This is a genomic window from Corynebacterium sp. UMB8791 (assembly GCF_054166365.1).
In genome coordinates this window covers 1-22282 of the sequence record NZ_JBSZCG010000040.1, presented here as the reverse complement: position 1 = coordinate 22282, position 22282 = coordinate 1, and the positions used below count along the sequence as shown (strand labels likewise).

The window sequence follows — 22282 nt, the reverse complement described above, 5'->3', positions numbered from 1 at the left end:
TACACCCCACTATCTCGGAGAACAGTTATCACCCCCCTACATTAGCGGGTTAACGTTGCGCTGCAGAAGCGACTTCATAGCTATGAGCAACGTTCGAATCGTCCCGCGACACCGAGTCCCACTCGCTATTACCGAAATCGCCCGAGATAAGTACAGCGACGAACATAGTTACCCCAAGAAGGGCTCCCATTAGAACGTTTGCTCGCTGCTCTTGAGGCTCGGCGGAAGAATAAACGGTTGGCTCGGGAGCATCTGCAGCCGCCCAGTGGCAACGAAAGTTCTGGTTGATAACCTGCTCGTGGCGTGACGGCTTACCCCCTCGATCACCCCGCATGGGTACAAAATCCCACACTTCAGCTGGCATTGAAGACCGTGGTGCAAGTGGAGCTCCCGCCATATCAGCACGAGTAGAAATCATTTTCGCCTGGTCAATGATGCTCATAAAATGCCCCTTACCTCATTTCGCGAATTCGAAGGTTTCTCATCTCACGCGAAACATTTTTAGCGTATTTGTTCGATTTAACTTCTATGTTCGATTTATACCATCCCACATCACATCCCCACAACCCCCCAACTATCGAACATATTTGCCCTCTTTGATATATTCTGTACAGAAGACACTATCAAGACTCAATGTGAGGACCCATGGCACACAAGAACACAACCAGTGAAAAGTTCGATATGAGCGTACTTTCAGACAGACAAAAGCGAATCCTTCAAGTCATTCGCGACGCCGTCGTATTACGTGGCTATCCACCAAGCATTCGAGAGATCGGCGACGCCGCAGGACTCCAATCAACTTCTTCTGTCGCCTACCAGCTGAAGGAGCTCGAAAAGAAAGGGTTCCTTCGCCGTGACCCAAACAAGCCACGAGCCGTAGACCTCCGCCACCTGCCAGAATCTATGGGAGGTTCGGTTACACCGAAAAACGATGCGGACATTGATGGAACTTCTCCAGCACGGATGATCCCTGTCCTCGGCCAAATCGCCGCTGGAACTCCGATCCTGGCAGAGGAAAACATTGAACACTACTACCCCCTGCCGGAAGAACTACTCGATAGCGGCGACCTCTTCATGCTTCAGGTGGTTGGAGAATCAATGCGCGATGCAGGCATTCTCAATGGTGACTGGGTAGTCATCCGCTCACAACATGTTGCCGAAGAGGGCGAGTTCGTAGCAGCGCTAATTGACGGGGAGGCAACTGTCAAGGAGTTTCATAAGGACTCTTCCGGAGTATGGCTCATTCCTCATAACGATGCCTTTTCTCCGATACAAGGCAACGACGCCGAGATTATGGGCAAAGTGGTCTCTGTTTTCCGGACCCTGTAGCCATTTTTCGCCATTTCGCCCCCAACCGGGGGCTATCAAACACATGTAAAAGCATTCGGGCGCACGGTTTTGCAACAATAGGGGCAACCTAATTTTTGAACCCTGCTGATTCGTGGTTGCCCCACGGAGGAGTTGTATGTACGCCGAAGAGAGAAGAAGGCAGATCGCGTCACTTACCGCAGTCGAAGGACGCGTGAATGTTACGGAGCTGGCCGAACGGTTTGATGTAACAGCCGAGACCATCAGGCGGGACTTGGCAATTCTCCATAATGAAGGAATTGTCCACCGCGTTCACGGCGGAGCCGTCGCTAGCCAATCATTTCTCACCACAGAGTTTTCTCTTGATGCCCGGTTCCGGTCGGCACCGACCGCCAAATCGGCGATCGCGCGCGCTGCGACACAGTTTCTCCCAGAGGATCCTGGCGCTGGCATCTTTCTCGACGCCGGCACCACCATCAATGGACTGGCCGATCTTATTGCCACAGCAGGAAAAACACAGCATTGGTCTATAGTTACGAACTCCCTCCCGATCGCGCTAGACCTATCATCCTGCGGGCTTACAGACGTTCAGCTCCTCGGGGGGACAGTCCGTGCAATCACCCAAGCTGTTGTAGGCGATACGGCATTACGCACTCTCGCGCTTATGCGTGCAGATGTTGCTTTTATTGGCACGAATGCCTTGACTATTGACCACGGCCTCTCTACCGCCGACGCCCAAGAGGCTGCGGTCAAATCTTCAATGGTCACCAATGCACGCAAGGTAGTTGTGCTCTGCGACTCCACGAAGCTCGGCAATGATTATCTAGTTAGCTTTGCGCCGCTAGACGCAATTGACGTCGTTGTTACCGACACAGACGCACCAGAGAGCTTTGTCAGCGAATTGCGGGAGCGTGGAATCAAGGTCGTCCTTGCCGAAGAGTGAAACAAAAGGAACCAAATGCCCGATTGCGTCCGATCTATTGCATTAACGGACACAATCGGGCATTATGGCTTTAGTAGCGCTTTTCGATACTGCAGCTGCACAACAGACTTTCGGTAGGCGCTACCCCACAGAGCACCAATTACTCTAAGGATGCGCCACATGATTCTGACGTTCACTCCGAATCCAAGTACAGATGCAACGCTTTCTGTAGCAACGTTGCGTCGCGGCGAAGTCGCCCGTGCCATTACCGCTACGCGAGAAGCTGGCGGAAAAGGCGTCAACGTGGCCCACGCCGTAGCGAAGGCTGGAAGAGCGGCACTCGCTGTAGTTCCCTGCGGGGAAAGCGACCCTTTCAAGTTCACTGCTAACCGACTCGGTTTTCCTTTTGTTTTCATCCCGGTTGAGGGCACTATCCGTACCAATACTGCGATTACTGAATCCGACGGTACGACTACCAAAATCAATGAGCCCGGCCCTCAATACACCATTGATGTCCAGCAGGGGTTCCTCGACGCGCTTGATTCGCATAGCAGCGAATGTAAGGCCGTCGTCATGGCAGGGTCGCTGCCAAGTGGAGCCCCGGCGGATCTCTACGCAACGTTGACCCGAGAAATCCGATTGAGGCTCGCCGAAGATGTACTGGTGGCCGTCGACACATCAGACGAACCCCTGGTAAAGCTGGGAGATCAGCTTGAATCTGCAGCCCCCGATATCCTGAAACCCAACGCTTTTGAATTAGCACAATTGGTGGGAGCCGATGGGCATGTACTAGAGACTAGCGCTTCAGCCGGAGACTACTCCGAGGTTGTTCAGGCAGCGAAACGCTTGATTCAGCGAGGGGCTAAAGAAATTCTCGTCACCCTCGGTGGCGCAGGTGCTTGCCTGGTCACCGCAGACTCTGCCTGGGCAGCAACGCCCCCACCGACTGTTGTGAAATCTACCGTTGGAGCAGGCGACAGCTCACTTGCTGGATATGTTATGGCTCGCACTCAACGCCTGCCGTTGGACCAGTGCCTCCAAACCGCGGTCGCCTATGGCTCTGCTGCAGCAGGCCTACCAGGTACCGGGATTCCAAGCCCTGACGACATCAACTTGGAACAAACCCAAGTCGTAGAAATCGATTCATAATTTAAGAGAACAGGAGTCCACCATGAGTGACAACATCATCACTCCACAACTCGTTAGTCTCGATGTGGACTACGGGTCGACGCCAAGAGAGGTCATCGAACACCTCGCGCAGCAAGCCCAGGACGCAGGCCGAGCAAGCGACAGCTTGAAGCTAGCCGACGCAGCTTACGCCCGTGAGCAGAAAGCTGGCACCGGTGTGAATGGCCGTGTTGCAATCCCCCACTGCCGCACCGAAGCAGTCGAAACCCCAACGTTGGTTTTTGCCAGGTTACAGCGGCCCGTTGACTTCTCGGGGCCAGATGGAGACGCAGAGCTTGTATTTTTGATCGCTGCTCCTGAAGGCGGCGGTAAGGCGCATTTGAAGATCCTTTCCAAGCTCGCACGTGCCTTGGTACGCGGCGACTTCGTAATTCAGCTCCGCGAGGCAAAGGATGAGCAAACGGTCGTCAACGCGGTGCTGGACGTCGTCAACGCTGCTCCTAAGAAGAAAACTGCCGCAGCACCTACTCCCGCTGCGACGGGCAAGACCGATGGCGTGAAAAAGTTTAGGATTGCAGCTGTTACATCGTGCGCGACCGGCATTGCCCACACATACATGGCAGCCGACGCTCTGACACAAGCTGCGCAGGCTCGCGATGATGTCGAGTTTCAGGTGGAGCCGCAAGGTTCTTCCGGCGGCGATCCTCTGGATCAGGCCTACATCGACAGTGCTGACGCCGTAATCTTCGCCCATGATGTTGCTGTGCGTAACAAAGCACGTTTTGCAGGCAAGCCGGTCGTTGATAGTCCAGTAAAGCGTGGCATCAACGAGCCAAACAAGATGATCGACGAGGCCATTGCCGCTGCAAACGATCCGAATGCACCAAGAGTCACCACGGCGGGATCGGAGCAGCGAGAAGACTCCGCTTCCTCTGGTGAAAGCTGGCCAAAGAAGATCCAGCAAGCTGTAATGACCGGTGTGTCGTACATGGTGCCGTTCGTTGCAGCAGGCGGCCTGCTCCTCGCGCTTGGTTTCCTCTTCGGCGGATACGACATGGCGAATGGCTGGCAGTCCCTCGTCACGAACTTCTCCCCGACCCACCTGCCTGGACATACAATCGATGTCGACGGTGAAATGATGACGTTCCGCCGTTCCGGCTGGCTTCTGTATCTCGGTGCTGTCATGTTCGCGACAGGCCAGATGGGCATGGGCTTCGTTGTTGCGGCGCTCTCCGGCTACATCGGGTATGGCCTTGCAGGACGTCCAGGTATCGCGCCAGGATTTATCGGCGGTGCTATCTCCGTCATGGTTGGCGCAGGTTTTATCGGCGGCCTTGTCACAGGTCTGCTGGCTGGTTTGATCGCATACTGGATCCAGACATGGAAGGTTCCGCGCTGGCTCGGGTCCCTGATGCCAGTGGTCATCATCCCGCTGCTGACTTCCCTTGCTATCGGCCTCATCATGTTCTTACTGTTGGGGCGTCCGCTTGAGTCTCTCATGCTGGGACTGCAGGGCTGGCTTGAGTCGATGAGCGGATCCTCTGCGATCCTGCTCGGCGTCATCATCGGGCTCATGATGTGCTTTGACCTTGGTGGCCCAGTCAACAAGGCGGCGTACCTCTTCGGAACCGCTGGTCTGTCTGCGGGAACGGAGGCAAGCTTCCAAATTATGGCGGCTGTAATGATTGCCGGCATGGTTCCCCCAATCGCACTGTCAATCGCGACGTTCCTCCGCAAGGGATTGTTTACCCCGGCGGAGCAAGAGAACGGCAAATCCGCATGGCTCCTCGGACTGTCGTTTGTCAGCGAGGGCGCAATCCCGTTTGCGGCAGCTGACCCGTTCCGCGTTATCCCTTCGATGATGCTCGGTGGCGCCACTGCTGGCGCGGTCAGCATGGCACTCAATGTTGGTGTACAGGCTCCACACGGTGGTCTCTTCGTGCTCTTTGCCTACGAGCCTTGGTGGGGACTGTTCGTCGCGCTCATTGCAGGCGTGGCGGTCGCAACTGTAGCGGTCATCGTCGCTAAGCAGTTCTGGCCAAACGAGGAGATTCAGAAGGTCGCTGCCCAAGCAGAACCTGCAGCGGTGGCGAACTAAGGACACAGGCCCCTAAACTGAATACAGAAACTCGATAGATACTTTCAAAGCAGAAAGGATGAAGCACATGGCTTCAAAGACAGTTAAAGTCGGATCCACCGTTGGACTGCACGCACGTCCAGCAACCATTATTTCTGACGCCGCCGGTGAATACGATGACGAGGTCATCCTGACCCTTGTCGGTGACGAGGACGAGGAAGAGACGGATGCTGCTTCCTCGTTGATGATCATGGCAATGGGCGCCGAGTTCGGTGACGAGGTCACCGTTACCTCTGACAACAGTGAGGCAGTTGAAAAGATTGCCGCATTGATCGAGAAGAACCTCGACGAAGAGTAAATTCCTCAACAAAAGCCCGAGCGCTACATCTGAGCGCTCGGGCTTTTGCTTGTTCAAGCTATTTTCGAGATGCAGCGTTGAACTGACCCTCACCCACTGTGTTGTAAATCCACTTCAACAGAGGATAGAACACGATGATGCCGACCGACCCCAGGGCGATGCCCTCAAGCGTCACCTGACCGACAGTGAACGACAGGTTGCCGATACCAACAATGAGTGCCACAGCCGCAACTGTTAGGTTCACCGGGTTCGTGAAATCTACCTTGTTATCCTGCCAAATACGTACACCAAGCATTCCAATCAGGCCGTAAAGAACCAGGCACGCTCCGCCCAGCACACCGGCCGGAATTGTGAAGATAACTGCACCGAACTTCGGGATGAACGCCAAAACGATCGCGAAGCACGATGCGACCCAGTACGCAGCCGTCGAGTAAACCTTGGTAGCAGCCATCACGCCGATGTTCTCCGCATAAGTCGTTGTACCAGAGCCGCCAAAGCCACCAGCCAATGTCGTCGCGATACCGTCACCGATCAATGCCCTGCCTTGGTATGGGTCCAGGTCGCGTTGCGTCATCTCAGAAACTGCCTTGACATGACCAATATTCTCCGCGATCAGCACGACGATGACAGGAAGCGTCACCAAAATCGCTGAGAGGTGAAACTCTGGCGTATGGAACTGCGGCAAGCCGATCCAAGGACTAGCGCCAATCGTGTCCAGTGCGTCATCCGATAACCCGCCAGTAAGCGCCGCAAACACCCAGCCGACGATGACGCCGATCAGAATGCTCAGACGAGACAACATTCCCCTCGCAGCGACAGTCAGCAGAGCAATCGTGCCGAGCGTGACAAACGCGACCCCGGGCTGAGTTTGCACATTAGAAACTGCAGTCGGCGCAAGATTGAAACCGATCAGCGCGACGATGGCACCAGTGACCGTGGGAGGCATGACGGCGTCGATAACTTTCTTGCCTGCAAGTTGAACAATAAAGCCAACTGCAATCAACGTCAGACCCGTGATGAGTACCCCGCCCAGCTGAGAGCCGATTCCGTACTGGGACGACGCAGACAGCGGCGCGATGAAAGCGAATGACGAGCCGAGGTAGCTGGGCAGTTTATTACGGGTAATCAGCAAAAAGATGATGGTTCCCAGTCCTGAAAACAGCAGCGTTGTGTTTACAGGGAATCCCGTCAACGTGGGAACGAGAAGTGTAGCTCCGAACATTGCTACGACATGCTGCATGCCGATGCCAATTGTTCGAGGCCAAGAAAGGCGTTCATCAGGGGCGACCACCGCGCCGGGCAGAACGCGGCGCCCGTCGCCATGCAAGGTCCATCCAATAGTTTTACTCACAGGCTCATATTATGTCGCTAGATAATTGCCGAAAGCGAATTGGGCAAAGTAGCGTAATACGCATGGAGATTTTCATTCGCCGCACGGCAGACGAAATTGGCGATTTCGCTGCAAACATGATTGAACCATTCGTCAAGCAAGGTGCAACGCTTGGTCTTGCTACTGGCTCGACACCGAGTCCAACGTATCAGGCACTGATCCGAAAGCACCGCGAGGAAGGCCTCAGCTTCGCCGACTGTGACGCATTCTTGCTCGACGAGTACTACGGAATCGATCAACACCACGAGCAGTCATACTGGTCCACAATCCGACGCGAGCTGACGGCATCAATCGATATCGATGACGCGGCCGTGCACTCGCTTAGCAGCTCAGCGGCCGATCCGGAGCAGGAGGCTGCGACGTATGAGTCCATGATGAAAGACGCCGGTGGTGTCGACATTCAGCTGCTCGGCATCGGCGCGAACGGCCATATCGCTTTCAACGAGCCGACCAGCTCGCTGAGTTCCCGGACCCGACTGATTGATCTACGCCCGCGGACCATTGCTGACAACGCACGCTTCTTCGATTCAAAAGATGAGGTGCCTCGCCAGGCAATGACGCAGGGCATCGGCACCATCCTGGAAGCGAAGAAGATCCTCCTCATCGCTACCGGTGCAGCGAAGGCCGAGGCTGTCCAAGCAATGATCGAAGGGCCCTTGAGCTCTTTCTGCCCTGCCTCATCGCTGCAAATGCACAACGATGTGTGCATATTACTCGACGAAGCCGCAGCATCCGGCCTCGGCGATGTGGAGTTCTACAAGGAGATCGACGCCTACTGGCGTTAACTCACCACTCCAGCAGTCTCTAGTAGACCTGCTGGACAAACTCGTCATACTGACGCGCCAGAACTCGTGGCAAGCGGACATCGATCCTGGTGCCGTCGGTTTCATATTCTTCGGAGCGAATCGTCCCGTGTTCATGGACGAGTGAGACAACATCTCCTCGGGTGTACGGGATCAGCATGACTACATGCTCATCGAGCGTGTTCAGGAACATCTCGATTTTTCCCTCGAGTTCAGCAATACCCTCACCCGTGAGCGCTGAGACAAACACCGCTTCCCGACCGGTCGCGTCAAACACGTGGCGTAACTCTGCCAAAACCACAGGGTCAGCGGAGTCAATCTTGTTGACGACCACAATCTCCGGAGGCAATTCGGAATCTTGATCTCGCGTGATCTCTGCCAGCACCTCGCTCACGGCAGCAATCTGCTTGAGTGGGAACTCGTCTGCTCCATCAACGACGTGTAGCAAAAGGTCTGCTTTGCTCACTTCCTCCAGCGTCGACTTAAACGCCTCGACCAACTGGGTTGGCAGGTGCCGGACGAAACCAACTGTGTCCGTCAAAACGACGTTTCGCCCATCGGCCAGCGTTGCACGTCTCGTGGAGGGGTCAAGCGTTGCAAACAATGCGTCTTCCACAAGCACGCCGGCGTCCGTCATTGCGTTAATGAGTGAGGACTTCCCTGCGTTCGTGTATCCGGCAATCGCAATCTTGGGTGTCGTCGAGCTCTGCCTCTTCGCGCGCTTAATCTGACGAACAGTCTCCATGTCTGCTAATTGATGACGCAGCTTTGCCATCTCTGAGCGCAACCTTCGCCGGTCTGCCTCAATTCTGGTTTCACCGGGACCGCGCAAACCAACGCCGCCATTCGAACCCGCACGACCACCGGCCTGGCGCGAAAGGTTGCCGCCCCAACCACGGGTACGGGTGTAGAGATACTCCATCTGCGCGAGGCTAACTTGTGCTTTGCCCTCCTTGCTCTTTGCGTGTTGCGCAAAGATATCCAGAATGAGCATCGTTCGGTCGATCACTTTAGAGTTGAGGGCTTCCTCTAGCGCCACCATTTGACCAGGGGATAGCTCACCATCGAATACGACGGTGTCCACGCCACTGGCGTCGACAATCTCGCGCAGCTCTTTCACCTTTCCGGAACCAATGTATGTCCCTGGATCCGGCTTATCTCGTTTTTGATAGAGCATGTCAATAACTTCAGCGCCTGCGGTTTCGGTCAGTGCTGCCAATTCCCGCATGTTTGCTTCCATTTCGGCAGTGGAACCTTCAGTCCATGCTCCAACAAGGATGACTCGCTCGAGCCGCAGTTTACGGTACTCGACTTCGTAGATGTCTTCCCGGTCTTCGTTGCGCAGCTCTGTCGTGGTGTTTACGCGACGAAACGAGTTTCGTTCCTCTAGGTCGAGTGCGCCCTGTGTTGGCGTCGATAGGTCTGTTCCCGCGGTTTCGTTGCGCGTTCGTGCGTTATGGCGAAACGCTTCATCCAGCAACGCCTCATGCGAATCAGGAGTGGTTGATTTCGAATTCATGCAAGCTTTCAAAAATAGTGGGTATACGTAACTTTTTTCGCTTTCTTCCTTGCTCAACGGTAGCCCACCCATTTTTCTTCCACCACATTTCTTCACCTCAGGGCGCGTTCGACTAGGCTTCACACTTATGAACCAACAACCTCTGACTGAAAACAAGGATCTGGCCGCGATCGGCCTGAACTTTCCTAAGTGGCAAGACGCGGTAGAAGCTGCAATCGCATCCGGTCGCCTGGGTGTTATCGGTGAGGTACGCGGCGGCCAAATGGTCCAATACCAGGACCGCTCTGGTGCCCAGCTGAATATCTTGGCAGTTGAGCCTTTCGCCACCTTTGCTGGCTTTGAAGGCATCACACGCACAAATGCGCACATCACCCCGGCAACCGATGTGGTTGCGCTTGCTGAGGTTGTGGATCCACATGGGAATCCAATCGGATCTCTGACGCTAAACCTGGCGCAGGAGCCATTGATCGTCGATGAGCCCACAATCCAGTGGCAAGAGCTCAGCGTGACCGCCCTTGCACTCGATGTGAGCACGTACGAATCCACCTCTGCTTATCTTGAGGAGCACCCTGGTAGCACGGTTGGCACAGTCGCTTCTGCAGGAGCCGAAGCGATTGCAACTGGCGCAGCCTCCTCCCCCGATGCAAAAGCCACTTTTTCCGCACGCGTGCTCGAAGCTGAATACCGCACGTCGGAGTTGACGGGTGACCGCTTCATTCATGTTTCAGTCGACGGCGCGTTTCCATTCGACGTTTGCCTACCTGATGGCGATCTCCCCCAACGCGACCAAGTCATCGCCGGCAACGCCGTCATGGTCGGTACCATCCCGGTGCCTACAGGTGGCGGATGTGGTGGTTGTGGTGGCTCCTGCGGTTGCGGTGGCGGCTGCTAGAAACTAGGCACTACTCATGGATCCAGCACGTCGTGATCTTTCCATAGCACTGTGGGGCGCCCTGATCTTCGCCGTCATGGTGCTGCTTGTGCTGCTCCTCAAGACTCCTGGCGCCATCATCGCCGGGCTGATTGGTGTCACGGCGCTTTTGACCCGCAGGCGTTTTATTCCTAACCCGGAAGTAGAGTCGCTTCGCTCATCGCTTCTGATTGCGTGCGATGACATCCGCGACATCGTTGAAGCGTTTGATAACTTGCAACATGGCAGCTCGACGCAGGCGTTGGCCGACCGAACGCTTCATTTTCCCGCGCTTGCGAACACCGATCTTTCTGTGCCCGAAATCAGCGAATTTCATCTCAAGTACAGTGCGGCACAGCGCTTTCTCGCGCGCGTTGACACCTACTTGCAGTCACCGGACTTGGAACGCGTCCACCTTGAAAAACTCATTCGAATTGCGGACGAGCGCGCCCTCGAGCTTGAGGACGCCTGGGTCGCTGCCCGTAACGCTGCTCGAGAAATTGGTCCGTCGTAATCAACCAAGCTGTGCTACTAGTTCCGCAACGTCATAGTTCGCCGCGTCAATCCAAGTGATTCGTTTGTCGCGCCTAAACCAGGATTTCTGACGCCGCACATAGCGCCGCGTTCGCAGCTTGGTGTCCTCGCAGGCTTCGTCGATGGTGAGGTGGCCGTCGATAACTCCAAGCCCTTGGGCGTATCCGATAGCTCTGCCAGCAGTCGAATCCTTCGCTAATCCCTGGCCCACCAACCGATGAATCTCATCGATGAGCCCCTGCTCGAACATCGCATCAGTACGCTGCGCAATCCGCGGGTTGAGCCACTCTGGGGTTGTCTCCAACCCAATCATGCGCGTACCCCAGCGTGTAGGGGCGTTTTTGGGGGGTTGAGATGCCTGAAAAGGCTTACCAGTAAGCTCAATGACTTCGAGTGCACGCACTGTGCGCCGGGGGTCACGGTCTTCAATTATCGACGCCGCCACAGGGTCAACTGCAGCTAGCTGCGCATGAAGGCGATCTATTCCGATTTCCTTCAACAGAGACTCGTAGCGCCCGCGGACTTCGGGGTCGGTTGGCGGGAACTGCCAAGCGTCGACAAGTGACTGCATGTACAGCATGGACCCACCAACGAGAATCGGCAGCTTTCCTCGATTGGAGATCTCCTCAACGGTCTCCACCGCTCGTTGCTGATATTCTGCAACACTGGCGGTCTTCGTAACTTCCCAGATATCAAGCAGGTGGTGCGGTATTCCTTGTCGCTCCGCGAGAGGTAATTTGGCAGTGCCGATATCCATCCCGCGGTAAAGCTGCATCGAGTCAACGTTGACAATCTCACCATCGAGTTCGTGCGCAAGCGCGAGACTCAGCGAGGACTTACCTGAAGCCGTCGGGCCGACGATTGCTACTGGTTGGTGTCCGATCTCCTTGTTCACTGCTCTACCTCCCAGTAAGCAACATACCGACCAACGCCCAACGTGTCGTCTACGTCTACGAGTGTGGCCTTCGTTGGCTGCAGTGTTTGTAGCTCAAGCCAAATATCTGGTTCCAGTACTCCTGCGTCTCGCATTTCCTGCTCACGGATCAGGGAGCTTTGCTTTCCTGACAACAAAGCCTGGAGTTTGTCGTTCGTATCAGCAGCCGCAGGGATTAACGCTAGCGGGGCGCGAGTTGTCAGCCCTGCAGGTCCATCGACTACCAACACTGTGAGCACTGAAGGATCTAACGGCAACAGGTGCTCGCGACTCTCACGCACCGTAGCCCCGTGAAGACAGTATCTGGCGACAAGTTCGCCTAATACGTGCCCACCTCCTACTTCGACGTGTGGTGCTCCCCAGGCAGCAAACGAGCCAGCAAGGTGCGTTGCCCATCTCCTGTCGTGGCTGCACACAATGTCAATAGTTTTCGTCAGTTTTCCGGCTGTCTCTCTAATTGAGTTCAGCAAACGCTGCGACGGTTCGTCAGCAGGTGCGAGTTCTCGCACGAGAGCTGGCGAACCAGGCATGACAAGTAGGCAGGCACGGGCTTCTTTCACCTCGCCCACCATAGTGGGGTTTTCTCGGAGTTGAAACCATGACACATGACGCATGTTCGTCTGCAACACGCTAGAGTTATGAAGACGAGAATGCCGTCGATTATGTATCTCGGCGCCGTGACGCGCGGCACAGCTATTTGTGAAAGGACTGTTTCATGACTTCCTCGACTCCAAAGCCACAGCCACCAGCTGGACGTCCGAACCCGGCTGCCATGCCGAAGCAAACGCCGAAGCCCGGACCTCGTCCAGGTGCGGCACAGTCTGTTCCTTCACAGCGGGTTGTTCCACTCGCGCATGCTCAGTCGTCATCAGCGAACACTGATCCGTCGAAGTTCGGGCGCATCGATGATGCCGGCAATGTTTTTGTCACCCGTGACGGCGTTGAGCGTCAGATCGCATCTTGGCAGGCCGGGTCTCCCGAGGAAGGACTTCGCCACTACGGGCAGCGTTTCGACGACCTCATCGTCGAAACTGAAGTCCTGGAGGCGCGACTCACTGCACACCCAGAGGACGCACACACTCTGCATCGCAGCGTGACTGAGCTGAAAGACTCGATGAAAGACGTCGCCGCAATTGGCGACTTCGCAGCGCTCGAGGCACGCCTAGAAGAATTACTGCGCAAAACAGAGGTTGCGGAACACGAAGCAAAGGAACTCAAGCAGACCCGACGGGCTAACGCAATTGCCAAAAAGGAAACTCTAGCGGCCGAGGCTGAGGAGATCGCCGAGAAATCTACAGACTGGAAGGCTGCCGGGGACAGGATTCGAGCGATCCTCGAAGAATGGAAAACGATCCGCGGTATCGATCGCACAACCGACGACGCGCTCTGGAAGCGCTACTCGCGTGCACGAGATGCCTTCAATCGCCGTCGTGGGGCTCACTTCGCTGAGCTCGATAGGAATCGCGCAGCGGCTCGTCGTATCAAGGAGGATATCATCGCCCGCGCGCAGGCAATCCAGGACTCAACGGATTGGAACGCCACCGCCCGTGCCTACCGTTCTCTGATGGATGAGTGGAAGGCAGCCGGACGCGCCCCACGTGGCGTCGACGATGAGCTGTGGGCACAGTTCCGCGCTGCTCAGGATCACTTCTTCGCCGCCCGCAACGCTGTAAACGCGGAGCGCGACCGTGAGTTTGAAGCAAATGCTGCAGCTAAGGACGCACTTATAGATGAGTACGATGCGCTCATCACTCCAGAGAAGGGTCTAGGTGCGGCACGTGCCAAGCTGCGTGAGCTCCAGGAGAAGTGGGACGAGATTGGATTTGTTCCTCGTAACAAAGTCCGTACTTACGAAGACAAGATTGCTCGGCTGGAACAGCGCGTAGCGGATGCAGAGGAGTCACGGTGGCGCAAAGCAGACCCTGAGGCACAAGCACGGGTGAATCAGTTCCAGGAGAAAGCTGATCACTTCCTGCAGCAGGCCCAGGAAGCTGAGGCAGCCGGGAATTCTTCCAAGGCGACAAAGCTCCGTGAACAGGCCGAGCAGTGGCAGGAGTTTGCCAACGTCGCAGCGAAGGCCGTCGACGAGCAGTAGTGCTATATCCCTTGATCGTAGGGAGTGCCGACCCGTCACACGCCGCAGTCTCCTCCTACGCATTCTCAGTCACGCTTGCTATCCAGGACATTACGGGAGAAGCGCACTCCGGAGTGAGTGCAGCCCATCTCGCGAAACGCCTGGAGGGATCCGAAGAATCGTTAGCGCTCCTCTTCGCGCTGTGTAGCAAACCAGCGCCACGGTCCCTTGGAGCGTTCGGTTACCCAGTGCTGACTGAGGATGATCTGTACGACGTCGAAGGCTGGGTGCTCATATCGCTTCCTCTACTTGAGGACGTCGATGTGTTAGAAGCGAACGTCACTATCGACGCCTCCATCGCTCCTCTTCCCGGAGAGGATCAGCCGGCGCACGTATGGCGAAGTGCGCTCGCGCTGATTGACGCGCTTTCTGCAGAGTTGCACCGTCCCATCCGTCAGATTTGGATCACGGAGCCATTGGGGGCACCGGAGCACCCATTCCTTCGCGCTGACGGCTACACGCCGGCGCACTGTGAGCGACAGGCAATTATCAACGCGGACGCTATCGTGGCGCCTGACCAGAATGATAGGTGCGACGTGATTGAAGACATGGCATTCGACCCTGCTGATCTGCCCTCCTTCTTAGCTACTCTCCAGGAGTCCGCAGCGAAATACCCTCGTGGTTCACTATCGCTCGAGCCTGTCCAGTGGTCTGCGTCCCGTCTTCAGGACGCTGCTGCACGTCTCAGAGACCGCGGCGGTTCCCAGATCACCGCCATTGCCCGTGATGCCTCGGGGAAACCGGTCGGGCTTGCAGAAGTAGCAAAATTCGAGAATGACGCAGACTCTGTTGCAGAAATCGGGCTGGTGTACGTACGGGAGGCAAACCGGGGACTCGGTTTAGGCAAGCGCGCCTTGGCTTCTGCGGTATCAGCCGCGCTCTCGATTTGGCCACGAACGAAGCAGATCTACGCTTCCTATCCCAACCCGCAGCCGGGTGCGAGCCACATTCTCGACCACTATGCCCCAACCGGGATAAGCCAGGCGACGGCCTGGCAGAAGGGCGTACCAAAGCTCGATAGCTAGTTGCTTCTATTGTGGCGTCGTGCCGCGTTCGCTCGTCGGTCATCGACAAGCAGTGGGTTCGTTTCTTGCTCCTGATGAGTCCGCGTCGCATTCAATTGCGCATCCGCGATATCCGCGTCGATTTCGCTTGGCTGATTCCGGAGCAGTTCCGGGGCAACCGCTGTCTTTCGCACGAACAGCGGAATGTACGTCAACACGACCAGGAGTACCGCGACAACTTCTAGGTAAAACCCGGGCCCGTGCTGAAACGTTCCTGCAACACCGGTACTCGACTTCCGCAGCCACACTGCCAGCAACGAGCTAACCAGGGCAACTGTTGAAATCATCCACGCGGCTGTGGCCATTCCGAAACGTCGCGAAACCGTCACTAGCGACGTGCAAACGCCTACGCCTAAGAAGCCTAGCCATACAAATACGTACTCCGTGATCTTGGTATCTGCACTGCGGGCGCCTTCGCCCACCGCGAGCACCTGCCATCCGGGAATGTCACCAACGAAGGGCAAAAACAGCGCAACAAGCCACCCAATACTTGCAATACCGAGTACCCAGCGCGCGGATCCTAATTCCATTTTCATTGAAGTCTCCCTTCCAGTAGTCGCGTGGTTTACGCTTCAGGAGTCGTGCAGCAGCCAGTGTTGCTTACGTTAGTCACTGGAACGATGTCTGGACGTGCAACCGTAGGAATTCCAAGTCCCACCCCAACAGGTGCAGTCGTTGGTACCTCGCCTGCCTCAGCGTGATCACCCGCGAGTGTGCGTCGGTGTGAAAGCACACCAGAATCCGCGATCAGAAAATATGACTTTGCTTCGGTGATACGAGCGGTAACAATGTCACCCGGACGGATGGCAGATCGATTGGCCTCATCGACAGCAAAGTGCACGAGCCTGCCGTCGCGAGCGCGTCCTGACATTCTGTGAGTCGTCTCGTGCTTTCGACCTTCGTCCTGCTGAACAAGGAGTTCTTGCACAGATCCAATGAGCTTTTCATTCTCTTCCAGGCTGATTCGTTCCTGGAGTTCAAGCAGTCGTTCGAACCGCTCCTGCACCACAGCTTTCGGAACCTGGTTTTCCATTTCAGCCGCCGGGGTCCCAGGGCGCGGTGAGTACTGGAATGTATAGGCGGACGTGAATCGTGCCTTCTCAACTACATCAAGCGTTGCCTGGAAGTCTTCTTCCGTCTCGCCTGGGAATCCGACAATGATATCGGTGGTGATCGAAGCCTCAGGAAGCTTCTCACGGACCTCATCCAAAATGCCTAAAAACTTCTTGGATCGGTACGAACGGCGCATGTCCTTGAGTACTTTGTCAGACCCCGACTGCAACGGCATATGTAGCTGCGGGCAAACGTTCGGGGTTTCTGCCATTGCGTCGATGACGTCAGATGTAAACTCTGCGGGGTGCGGGGAGGTGAAGCGAACACGCTCGAGGCCTTCGATCTCGCCACACGCTCGTAGCAGTTTTGAAAACGCGGACCGATCTCGCTCCATTTCCTCGTCAACGAAATGCACACCGTAAGCATTGACGTTTTGGCCAAGCAAAGTGACTTCTAAGACGCCTTGATCCACGAGCGCCTGTACCTCGGCGAGGATATCGCCCGGACGGCGATCAACTTCTTTGCCACGCAGACTCGGAACGATACAGAATGTACACGTATTATTGCACCCGACAGACACCGAAACCCAGCCCGCATAGCTACTTTCACGTTTCGCTGGAAGAACAGAAGGAAATACTTCGAGCGCTTCTGCAATTTCAACTTGCGCCTCGCCTTGTACTCGTGCACGTTCCAGCAGTACCGGCAGTGAGCCCATATTGTGGGTCCCGAAGACAGCATCTACCCACGGCGCTCTCTGGATAACATGGTCTTTGTCTTTCTGCGCCAGACATCCACCAACCGCAATCTGCAAATCAGGCTGCGATTCCTTAACCTTTTTCAAATGTCCAAGCGTTCCGTACAACCGCTTGTCTGCGTTTTCACGCACGGCACAGGTGTTGAAAACGATGAGGTCTGGGGCCTGCCCATCTTCAACTGCCACGTACCCCGAATCTTCCAGCAGACCCGACAACCGCTCCGAATCATGAACGTTCATTTGGCATCCGAAGGTTCGTACTTCGTATGTCCTTGATGCAGCCATCTGGTTCGCCTTTCCTGGTTGATTACGCGGGCCTACGCAGGCACGGCTGAACATTCTAGCCACTGCCAACTACCCCGCCCAAACGGCGCAAAGTGCTCGCTAGGAGCTCTCTCGAAGTGATTCAACCCTTGAATCTAGTGCAGTTCTTGCGATAGACATGCACATACCTTGTGGAAAGCCTCGACGCGCCAGCACTCCAACAATCCTGCGCAGCGCGCGGGTGTACTCCGCGTGCCCTGCTGGTGGTGTCTTTACTTCTCGCGCTTTCTTTTCCGCGAGGGCTTCAGCAATTGCGTGTTGGTCCTCGTCACTGATTTGTGCGAGCGCGGCGCGCCGATCTGTTTCTGAGACTCCTTTTTCCCTGAGCTCGCGGTCCAGGAAGCTTCTCGACTTTCCTCGACGTTTCGCCCGCTGTCGGACCCATTCATGGGCAAAGCGACGATCGTCGAGAAGCGAGGATGCGCGAAGAGACGCCAGTACCTCATCAACGAGAGGCGTTGGGAACTCAGCTTTGACAAGACGCTCCCTGAGTTCATGCTCTGATCGCGGTCGCTGATCCAGCAACCTTAACGCACGCTGCCGCACTGGAGCGAGGGCTTCTTCACGTTCATAATTGAAGAGTTCTCCGTTCCCACCGGTAGCTTCCCATTCGGCAAGTGCGTCCTGCAGGCGTTGAACCTTTTCCGGATCTGGTGTTGCCACGTATTACTTCGCCTTCGCTGGCTCTTCCTCGTCGTCGAAGTCAATGTTTGGCACCATGTCTACTGGGTCATCAGTCAGCGCATCATCATCGGCAAATTCGCCAACCCCCAATGCACGGAAAATCTTTTGCTCGATCTCGTCCGCAAGGTCCGGGTTCTCCTTCAGGAAATTGCGCGCTTTCTCCTTGCCCTGTCCAAGTTGATCGCCTTCGTAGGTAAACCAGGAACCTGACTTCTTCACGAAGCCGTTCTCTACACCCATGTCAATAATGGACGATTCCCGAGAGATGCCCTCTCCGTACATAATGTCAAACTCTGCAATCTTGAATGGTGGCGAAACCTTGTTCTTCACCACTTTGAGGCGGGTTCGGTTTCCGATGGAATCCTGTCCGTCCTTCAACGTCTGGATACGTCGGACATCACAACGAACCGAGGAGTAGAACTTCAGCGCTTTACCGCCCGTAGTTGTCTCGGGTGAACCGAACATGACGCCGATCTTCTCACGCAGCTGGTTAATAAAAATCGCTGTAGTGCCGGAGTTGTACAGCGCACCTGTCATCTTTCGCAGTGCCTGCGACATCAACCGAGCCTGGAGGCCAACGTGAGAGTCACCCATCTCACCTTCAATTTCAGCCTTAGGCGTCAGTGCGGCAACCGAGTCAATGACGATGATGTCAATCGCGCCAGATCGGACGAGCATGTCCGCGATCTCCAGTGCCTGCTCCCCTGTATCTGGCTGAGAAACGAGCAAGTTATCAGTATCGACGCCCAGCTTGCGGGCATAATCCGGGTCCAGAGCATGCTCGGCGTCGATAAAAGCTGCGATTCCACCGGCCCGCTGCGCGGAAGCGATGGCGTGAAGCGCAACAGTTGTCTTACCGGAAGATTCAGGTCCGTAAATCTCAACGATACGGCCACGCGGCCAGCCACCGATACCCAGAGCGACGTCAATAGCCGTATTCCCAGATGAAATCGACTGAATTGGAGGCCTGTTCTCATCACCGAGACGCATCACAGCCCCCTTGCCATAATCCTTCTCGATCATTGCGAGTGCAGCATCTAGCGCATTCTGGCGATCTTTCGCGGCTGATGCGGTTTTCTTTTTCGCAGCCATTTACATGTTCTCCTTAATGTTCATTCTGTTCGAGTTCGGCGGCGGCGTTTTTGCATACGCCATCGCCCACACACATGTTTAGACTCACCTTCGAGGGTTACGGTTCCCGATGACTTCTAAATCTGGATCTGACTATAGGCAAGTGCCGAGACATCACCAGAGTGTACACGCATACATGTTCGAATTAAAAGTACAAAACGGCGAGAGTAGCTAGAAACCTGGCCGATCTACGCCAAGGCGACGCGCCTCTGGAACATCAAAGGCGTCACAAAGTTCGTCCCAGGCTTGGCGCAAATCGCCTCCATTTTCGATAACCTCTGCGGCTGTACACCCATGACGAGGCAGAAGTTGCGTCTCAATAATCCATGACGCCCGTTCAGCCCCAAATTCATCCTGGACGAGTTGGTGAAACTCCGTTAATCGCATGGCCTCAAATATACGCGCAGAAAAATCAATACGATTTCATAGCGAACTGAACACCGTTCAAGTACTATTCTCGCTATGTCGAAAAGCATTCCGCAATCAAAGATTGAAGCCCAAGACCTCGCATACATCGCCGTGTTCGCGGCGGTGATCATCGTACTCGGGTTTGTCTCTATTCCAGTCGGCGCTGCCGGCGTTCCAATCGTCATGCAGAACGCTGCTTGTATTCTCGCGGCGCTCGTGCTCGGCCCTAAACGGGGAACCTACACAGTGCTATTGTTCCTCCTCATCGGACTTGCTCTTCCCGTTCTCGCAGGTGGACGCACCGTCGTCTATGCCCTGGGAAGCCCTACAATCGGATATCTGGTTGGCTACATCGCAAGCGCATTTGTTGCAGGTCTCATCGCCTACCGCGCTTCCAGCAAGAGCTCTTTCGTGAATATCGCCCTCCTTCTTGGAGCCGGGTTCGCTGGCCTGTTCCTGCAGTACTTCTTTGGGGTGTTTGGATTGATGGCACGCGCAAACATGACTTTTGGTGCTGCATGGGCAGCACAGCTACCGTTTGTCATCCCTGACACCGCCAAGGTGCTAGTGATTGTGTTCATCGCATTCGCAGTTCGCGCTGCACTCCCCTCACTCCGTCGCGCATAAACTGGATTTTTCCATGCCACAGATCAGCTTCAACGACGTGAGCGTCGTACGTAATGACAACACACTGCTCCAACCATTTTCACTCACGTTGCAGGAACATCGGATCGGCATCATTGGCTCGAACGGTTCTGGCAAGTCAACGCTCGTCCGGCTTATCAATGGGCTCGAAGAGCCGAGCACAGGCGAGGTATTCTACGACGGAATTCCGCTTGCAACTCGCAGCGCTGAAGTCCGCCGACGTGTCGGGTTCGTGTTCTCCGACGCAGAAAGCCAAATCGTCATGCCCCAAGTCCACGATGACGTGGCGTTTTCATTGAAGAAGTTCAAGCTCTCTAAGGCAGAGAAAGAGCAACGCGTCGATGAGGTACTGGAACGCTTCAAACTCTTACACAAGGCAGAACAATCACCTCATACGCTCTCTGGCGGTGAAAAACAGCTTCTCGCGCTGGCCGCAGTACTGGTGACTGAACCGACCACCATCATCGCAGACGAGCCAACGACATTGCTTGACCTGCGAAATCGTCGGCGAATAATCGCTGAATTGAACTCGCTTGATCAACAAACAATCGTGGTGACCCATGATCTAGAGTTACTCAGTGACTTCGACCGAGTAGTTTGTGTCAACGACGGCGTCATTGCATACGACGGCACACCAGCAGACTCGATTCAGTTCTACACTCAGCTAATGGAGCCGAACAGTGAAGATTGACTCGCTACCAATGGGCGTGTACGTCCCAGGCAAAACGCTGCTCCACCGTATGAGCCCAAAGAAGAAATTCGTACTGCTCATTCTGTACATCCTCATAGCGACCAACTTCGGGCGTACGTTCCCAATCGCGCTCACGTTGCTAGGCTTGATCTTCGTTCTGTACATCGTGGCAAGAATTCCGATCCGAATCGTTGCCAATCAGCTCGTGCCAATTCTTCCCTTGCTCACAATGCTGGGCGCTTTCCTTGTTTGGCAAAATGGCATCGGGCTTGCTGGCGTCACGCTGATTACGTTGTTCGCAACGATTCTCGCCGCAAACCTTCTTACTCTGACCACAACAGTTGAAGCGCTCCTTGTATCGCTCGAGGAGGGCCTCAAACCGCTCGGCCGTTTCGGAATACCAACTGAGAAAATCAGCCTCGCTATCGCCCTCACGCTCCGTCTCATCCCGCTCATCTTGCAGACATCGCAGGAAGTTCTCGACGCCCGCAAGGCCCGAGGACTGGGATTTTCTCCCCTCGCGTTTGGCGTACCGCTCATCGTGCGAAGTATCCGAAGGGCGGAGCAGATCGGCGATGCACTTGTCGCTCGTGGCGCGCTCGACTAACCGCGTTCAATCCTTCGCAGGGCAAAGCAAAAGCTCCAGGTTTCTATAGAAATCCTGGAGCTTTCTTTACCACGCTTTAGGCTTCGCCGCGGAGCTCACGCATCCGACGTGCGACGGCGTCCTCACTTGCGTGCGGGGCGCCGGTCTTGCCCTGCTCAATCGACTGCTGTTCCTTTCCCGAGGTCAACTCGCCAGACATCTCTGCGCGAATCTGCTCGAGCCGACTGTGGCCTGCCATCTGGATTCCAGCCTGCTCCACCTCAGCCATGCGGCCTTGGATCGAGTTCTCCGCGAGCTCTGCAGCACCCAGTGCGTTCGCGTAGCGGCGCTCAATCTTGTCGCGAACCTGGTCCAAGTTCGGGCCGGAGGCGGTCAACGAGTTCATCGAGCGCATGGTCTCGGAAACCTTCTCCTGCATCTTGGCCTGCTCAAGCTGCGACAGCAACTTCGAGCGCTCAGCGACCTGCTGTTGCAGGTGTGCCGCGTTGCGCTCCACAGCTTGCTTTGCCTGTGCGGCCTGCTGGAGTGCCTGGTCGTGCAGCGCCTTCGTGTCTTCAACGCCCTGCTCTGCGGTAACAAGCTGCGCCGCGAACGCCTCAGCAGCGTTCTCATACTCGGTCGCCTTCTGTGCGTCACCGTTGGAGCGGGACTTATCTGCTAATTGGAGCGCCTGGCGAGCGTTAGCTTGAAGTTTCTCGACTTCCTCCAGGCGACGATTCAGCTGCATTTCCAGCTGGCGCTGGTTACCGATAACCGCGGCTGCTTGCTGCGAAAGCGCCTGGTGCTGGCGCTGAGCCTCGGAAATTGCTTGCTCAATCTGGATCTTTGGATCAGCATTCTCTTCGATCTTGTTGTCGAAAAGTGCCATCAGGTAGTTCCAGAATTTTGAAAACGGGTTTGCCAT

General features: G+C 55.6%; 23 protein-coding genes and 1 pseudogene. 13 read left to right on the top strand and 11 right to left on the bottom strand.

All coding sequences use genetic code 11. The features are described 5' to 3' along the window. Positions 1-49 precede the first annotated feature (49 nt). The gene (locus ACXIUA_RS01080; protein WP_141742247.1) at positions 50-442 is read right to left on the bottom strand and encodes a hypothetical protein; all 393 of its coding nucleotides are present in this window, start codon (positions 440-442) and stop codon (positions 50-52) included. A gap of 203 nt (positions 443-645) precedes the next feature. Here ACXIUA_RS01080 and lexA point away from each other — a divergent pair, with 203 nt between their 5' ends. From lexA to ACXIUA_RS01055, 5 genes are all read left to right on the top strand, one after another. Next, complete coding sequence (gene lexA, locus ACXIUA_RS01075) at positions 646-1329, top strand: transcriptional repressor LexA (RefSeq protein WP_457975916.1); 684 nt, start codon at positions 646-648, stop codon at positions 1327-1329. Positions 1330-1465: 136 nt separating this feature from the next. After that, the gene (locus tag ACXIUA_RS01070) at positions 1466-2251 is read left to right on the top strand and encodes a DeoR/GlpR family DNA-binding transcription regulator (protein WP_457975915.1); all 786 of its coding nucleotides are present in this window, start codon (positions 1466-1468) and stop codon (positions 2249-2251) included. A gap of 159 nt (positions 2252-2410) precedes the next feature. After that, the gene (locus ACXIUA_RS01065) at positions 2411-3379 is read left to right on the top strand and encodes a 1-phosphofructokinase family hexose kinase (RefSeq protein WP_457975914.1); all 969 of its coding nucleotides are present in this window, start codon (positions 2411-2413) and stop codon (positions 3377-3379) included. 22 nt (positions 3380-3401) lie between these two features. Continuing rightward, entirely contained in the window at positions 3402-5456 is a 2055-nt protein-coding gene (locus ACXIUA_RS01060) for a PTS fructose transporter subunit IIABC (RefSeq protein ID WP_457975913.1), read from the top strand. A 67-nt stretch (positions 5457-5523) separates the two neighbouring features. Beyond that, the gene (locus ACXIUA_RS01055; protein WP_070363496.1) at positions 5524-5793 is read left to right on the top strand and encodes an HPr family phosphocarrier protein; all 270 of its coding nucleotides are present in this window, start codon (positions 5524-5526) and stop codon (positions 5791-5793) included. A 58-nt stretch (positions 5794-5851) separates the two neighbouring features. On the opposite strand, the gene ACXIUA_RS01050 is transcribed toward ACXIUA_RS01055, so the two are convergent. Beyond that, positions 5852-7144, bottom strand: a complete 1293-nt coding sequence (locus ACXIUA_RS01050) for a uracil-xanthine permease family protein (protein ID WP_070478931.1) — start codon at positions 7142-7144, stop codon at positions 5852-5854. Between the two features lie 62 nt (positions 7145-7206). Here ACXIUA_RS01050 and nagB point away from each other — a divergent pair, with 62 nt between their 5' ends. After that, positions 7207-7968: a glucosamine-6-phosphate deaminase gene (gene nagB, locus ACXIUA_RS01045; RefSeq protein WP_070478929.1), complete on the top strand. Its 762-nt coding sequence runs from the start codon at positions 7207-7209 to the stop codon at positions 7966-7968. A gap of 19 nt (positions 7969-7987) precedes the next feature. On the opposite strand, the gene hflX is transcribed toward nagB, so the two are convergent. Then, a complete protein-coding gene (gene hflX / locus ACXIUA_RS01040; protein WP_070478998.1) occupies positions 7988-9505 on the bottom strand; it encodes a GTPase HflX in 1518 nt (505 codons plus the stop codon). Between the two features lie 127 nt (positions 9506-9632). On the opposite strand from hflX, the gene ACXIUA_RS01035 reads away from it, so the two are divergent. Further along, positions 9633-10397 carry a hypothetical protein gene (locus ACXIUA_RS01035; protein WP_070478927.1) on the top strand — a complete coding sequence of 255 codons (765 nt, stop codon included), beginning with the start codon at positions 9633-9635 and terminating at the stop codon, positions 10395-10397. A 16-nt stretch (positions 10398-10413) separates the two neighbouring features. Further along, positions 10414-10929: a hypothetical protein gene (locus ACXIUA_RS01030; protein ID WP_070362331.1), complete on the top strand. Its 516-nt coding sequence runs from the start codon at positions 10414-10416 to the stop codon at positions 10927-10929. Here ACXIUA_RS01030 and miaA read toward each other — a convergent pair whose 3' ends face one another. Both miaA and ACXIUA_RS01020 read right to left on the bottom strand, forming a co-directional pair. Then, positions 10930-11844 (bottom strand): tRNA (adenosine(37)-N6)-dimethylallyltransferase MiaA, encoded by a 915-nt coding sequence (miaA, locus tag ACXIUA_RS01025; protein WP_240492805.1) that lies wholly within the window; start codon positions 11842-11844, stop codon positions 10930-10932. It abuts the gene before it with no gap. Next, positions 11841-12113, bottom strand: coding sequence for a hypothetical protein (locus ACXIUA_RS01020; RefSeq protein ID WP_457975912.1), 273 nt, complete (start codon positions 12111-12113; stop codon positions 11841-11843). The genes miaA and ACXIUA_RS01020 overlap by 4 nt, the downstream gene beginning before the upstream one ends. Positions 12114-12598: 485 nt before the next feature. Here ACXIUA_RS01020 and ACXIUA_RS01015 point away from each other — a divergent pair, with 485 nt between their 5' ends. Then, positions 12599-13978 (top strand): DUF349 domain-containing protein, encoded by a 1380-nt coding sequence (locus ACXIUA_RS01015; RefSeq protein WP_457975911.1) that lies wholly within the window; start codon positions 12599-12601, stop codon positions 13976-13978. A gap of 11 nt (positions 13979-13989) precedes the next feature. Beyond that, on the top strand, positions 13990-15042 hold the full coding sequence (locus ACXIUA_RS01010; protein WP_457975910.1) for a GNAT family N-acetyltransferase: 1053 nt from the start codon (positions 13990-13992) through the stop codon (positions 15040-15042). On the opposite strand, the pseudogene ACXIUA_RS01005 reads toward ACXIUA_RS01010, so the two are convergent. The 5 genes and pseudogenes from ACXIUA_RS01005 to ACXIUA_RS00985 form a co-directional block, all read right to left on the bottom strand. Next, positions 15039-15626 (bottom strand): annotated as a pseudogene (locus tag ACXIUA_RS01005) (Rv2732c family membrane protein); the annotation flags it as partial. The gene ACXIUA_RS01010 and the pseudogene ACXIUA_RS01005 overlap by 4 nt on opposite strands. A gap of 20 nt (positions 15627-15646) precedes the next feature. Beyond that, positions 15647-17227: a tRNA (N6-isopentenyl adenosine(37)-C2)-methylthiotransferase MiaB gene (gene miaB, locus ACXIUA_RS01000; RefSeq protein ID WP_141742252.1), complete on the bottom strand. Its 1581-nt coding sequence runs from the start codon at positions 17225-17227 to the stop codon at positions 15647-15649. Positions 17228-17272: 45 nt separating this feature from the next. Beyond that, complete coding sequence (gene recX / locus ACXIUA_RS00995; RefSeq protein ID WP_457975909.1) at positions 17273-17875, bottom strand: recombination regulator RecX; 603 nt, start codon at positions 17873-17875, stop codon at positions 17273-17275. A gap of 3 nt (positions 17876-17878) precedes the next feature. Further along, positions 17879-18988: a recombinase RecA gene (gene recA, locus ACXIUA_RS00990; protein WP_071572547.1), complete on the bottom strand. Its 1110-nt coding sequence runs from the start codon at positions 18986-18988 to the stop codon at positions 17879-17881. A gap of 210 nt (positions 18989-19198) precedes the next feature. Next, complete coding sequence (locus tag ACXIUA_RS00985) at positions 19199-19414, bottom strand: DUF3046 domain-containing protein (protein ID WP_071572546.1); 216 nt, start codon at positions 19412-19414, stop codon at positions 19199-19201. Positions 19415-19489: 75 nt separating this feature from the next. Between ACXIUA_RS00985 and ACXIUA_RS00980 the strand changes: the two genes are divergently transcribed. Genes ACXIUA_RS00980 through ACXIUA_RS00970 form a run of 3 tightly spaced genes read left to right on the top strand, consistent with a single transcriptional unit; the run spans position 19490 to position 21378 of the window. Further along, positions 19490-20062: a biotin transporter BioY gene (locus ACXIUA_RS00980; RefSeq protein ID WP_070362325.1), complete on the top strand. Its 573-nt coding sequence runs from the start codon at positions 19490-19492 to the stop codon at positions 20060-20062. Between the two features lie 13 nt (positions 20063-20075). Continuing rightward, positions 20076-20771, top strand: coding sequence for an energy-coupling factor ABC transporter ATP-binding protein (locus tag ACXIUA_RS00975; RefSeq protein ID WP_256059528.1), 696 nt, complete (start codon positions 20076-20078; stop codon positions 20769-20771). Beyond that, positions 20761-21378: an energy-coupling factor transporter transmembrane component T family protein gene (locus ACXIUA_RS00970; protein WP_457975908.1), complete on the top strand. Its 618-nt coding sequence runs from the start codon at positions 20761-20763 to the stop codon at positions 21376-21378. Before ACXIUA_RS00975 ends, ACXIUA_RS00970 begins: the two co-directional genes overlap by 11 nt. 76 nt (positions 21379-21454) lie before the next feature. On the opposite strand, the gene ACXIUA_RS00965 is transcribed toward ACXIUA_RS00970, so the two are convergent. Then, a complete protein-coding gene (locus ACXIUA_RS00965) occupies positions 21455-22282 on the bottom strand; it encodes a PspA/IM30 family protein (protein WP_071572544.1) in 828 nt (275 codons plus the stop codon).

What these genes read in the sequence shown, in the direction of transcription:
- ACXIUA_RS01080 (WP_141742247.1), bottom strand. Translation starts at nt 442, where the DNA reads ATGAGCATCATTGACCAGGCGAAAATGATTTCTACTCGTGCTGATATG.
- lexA (WP_457975916.1), top strand. Translation starts at nt 646, where the DNA reads ATGGCACACAAGAACACAACCAGTGAAAAGTTCGATATGAGCGTACTT.
- ACXIUA_RS01070 (WP_457975915.1), top strand. Translation starts at nt 1,466, where the DNA reads ATGTACGCCGAAGAGAGAAGAAGGCAGATCGCGTCACTTACCGCAGTC.
- ACXIUA_RS01065 (WP_457975914.1), top strand. Translation starts at nt 2,411, where the DNA reads ATGATTCTGACGTTCACTCCGAATCCAAGTACAGATGCAACGCTTTCT.
- ACXIUA_RS01060 (WP_457975913.1), top strand. Translation starts at nt 3,402, where the DNA reads ATGAGTGACAACATCATCACTCCACAACTCGTTAGTCTCGATGTGGAC.
- ACXIUA_RS01055 (WP_070363496.1), top strand. Translation starts at nt 5,524, where the DNA reads ATGGCTTCAAAGACAGTTAAAGTCGGATCCACCGTTGGACTGCACGCA.
- nagB (WP_070478929.1), top strand. Translation starts at nt 7,207, where the DNA reads ATGGAGATTTTCATTCGCCGCACGGCAGACGAAATTGGCGATTTCGCT.
- hflX (WP_070478998.1), bottom strand. Translation starts at nt 9,505, where the DNA reads ATGAATTCGAAATCAACCACTCCTGATTCGCATGAGGCGTTGCTGGAT.
- ACXIUA_RS01035 (WP_070478927.1), top strand. Translation starts at nt 9,633, where the DNA reads ATGAACCAACAACCTCTGACTGAAAACAAGGATCTGGCCGCGATCGGC.
- ACXIUA_RS01030 (WP_070362331.1), top strand. Translation starts at nt 10,414, where the DNA reads ATGGATCCAGCACGTCGTGATCTTTCCATAGCACTGTGGGGCGCCCTG.
- ACXIUA_RS01015 (WP_457975911.1), top strand. Translation starts at nt 12,599, where the DNA reads ATGACTTCCTCGACTCCAAAGCCACAGCCACCAGCTGGACGTCCGAAC.
- miaB (WP_141742252.1), bottom strand. Translation starts at nt 17,227, where the DNA reads ATGTTCAGCCGTGCCTGCGTAGGCCCGCGTAATCAACCAGGAAAGGCG.
- recA (WP_071572547.1), bottom strand. Translation starts at nt 18,988, where the DNA reads ATGGCTGCGAAAAAGAAAACCGCATCAGCCGCGAAAGATCGCCAGAAT.
- ACXIUA_RS00985 (WP_071572546.1), bottom strand. Translation starts at nt 19,414, where the DNA reads ATGCGATTAACGGAGTTTCACCAACTCGTCCAGGATGAATTTGGGGCT.
- ACXIUA_RS00980 (WP_070362325.1), top strand. Translation starts at nt 19,490, where the DNA reads ATGTCGAAAAGCATTCCGCAATCAAAGATTGAAGCCCAAGACCTCGCA.
- ACXIUA_RS00975 (WP_256059528.1), top strand. Translation starts at nt 20,076, where the DNA reads ATGCCACAGATCAGCTTCAACGACGTGAGCGTCGTACGTAATGACAAC.
- ACXIUA_RS00965 (WP_071572544.1), bottom strand. Translation starts at nt 22,282, where the DNA reads ATGGCAAACCCGTTTTCAAAATTCTGGAACTACCTGATGGCACTTTTC.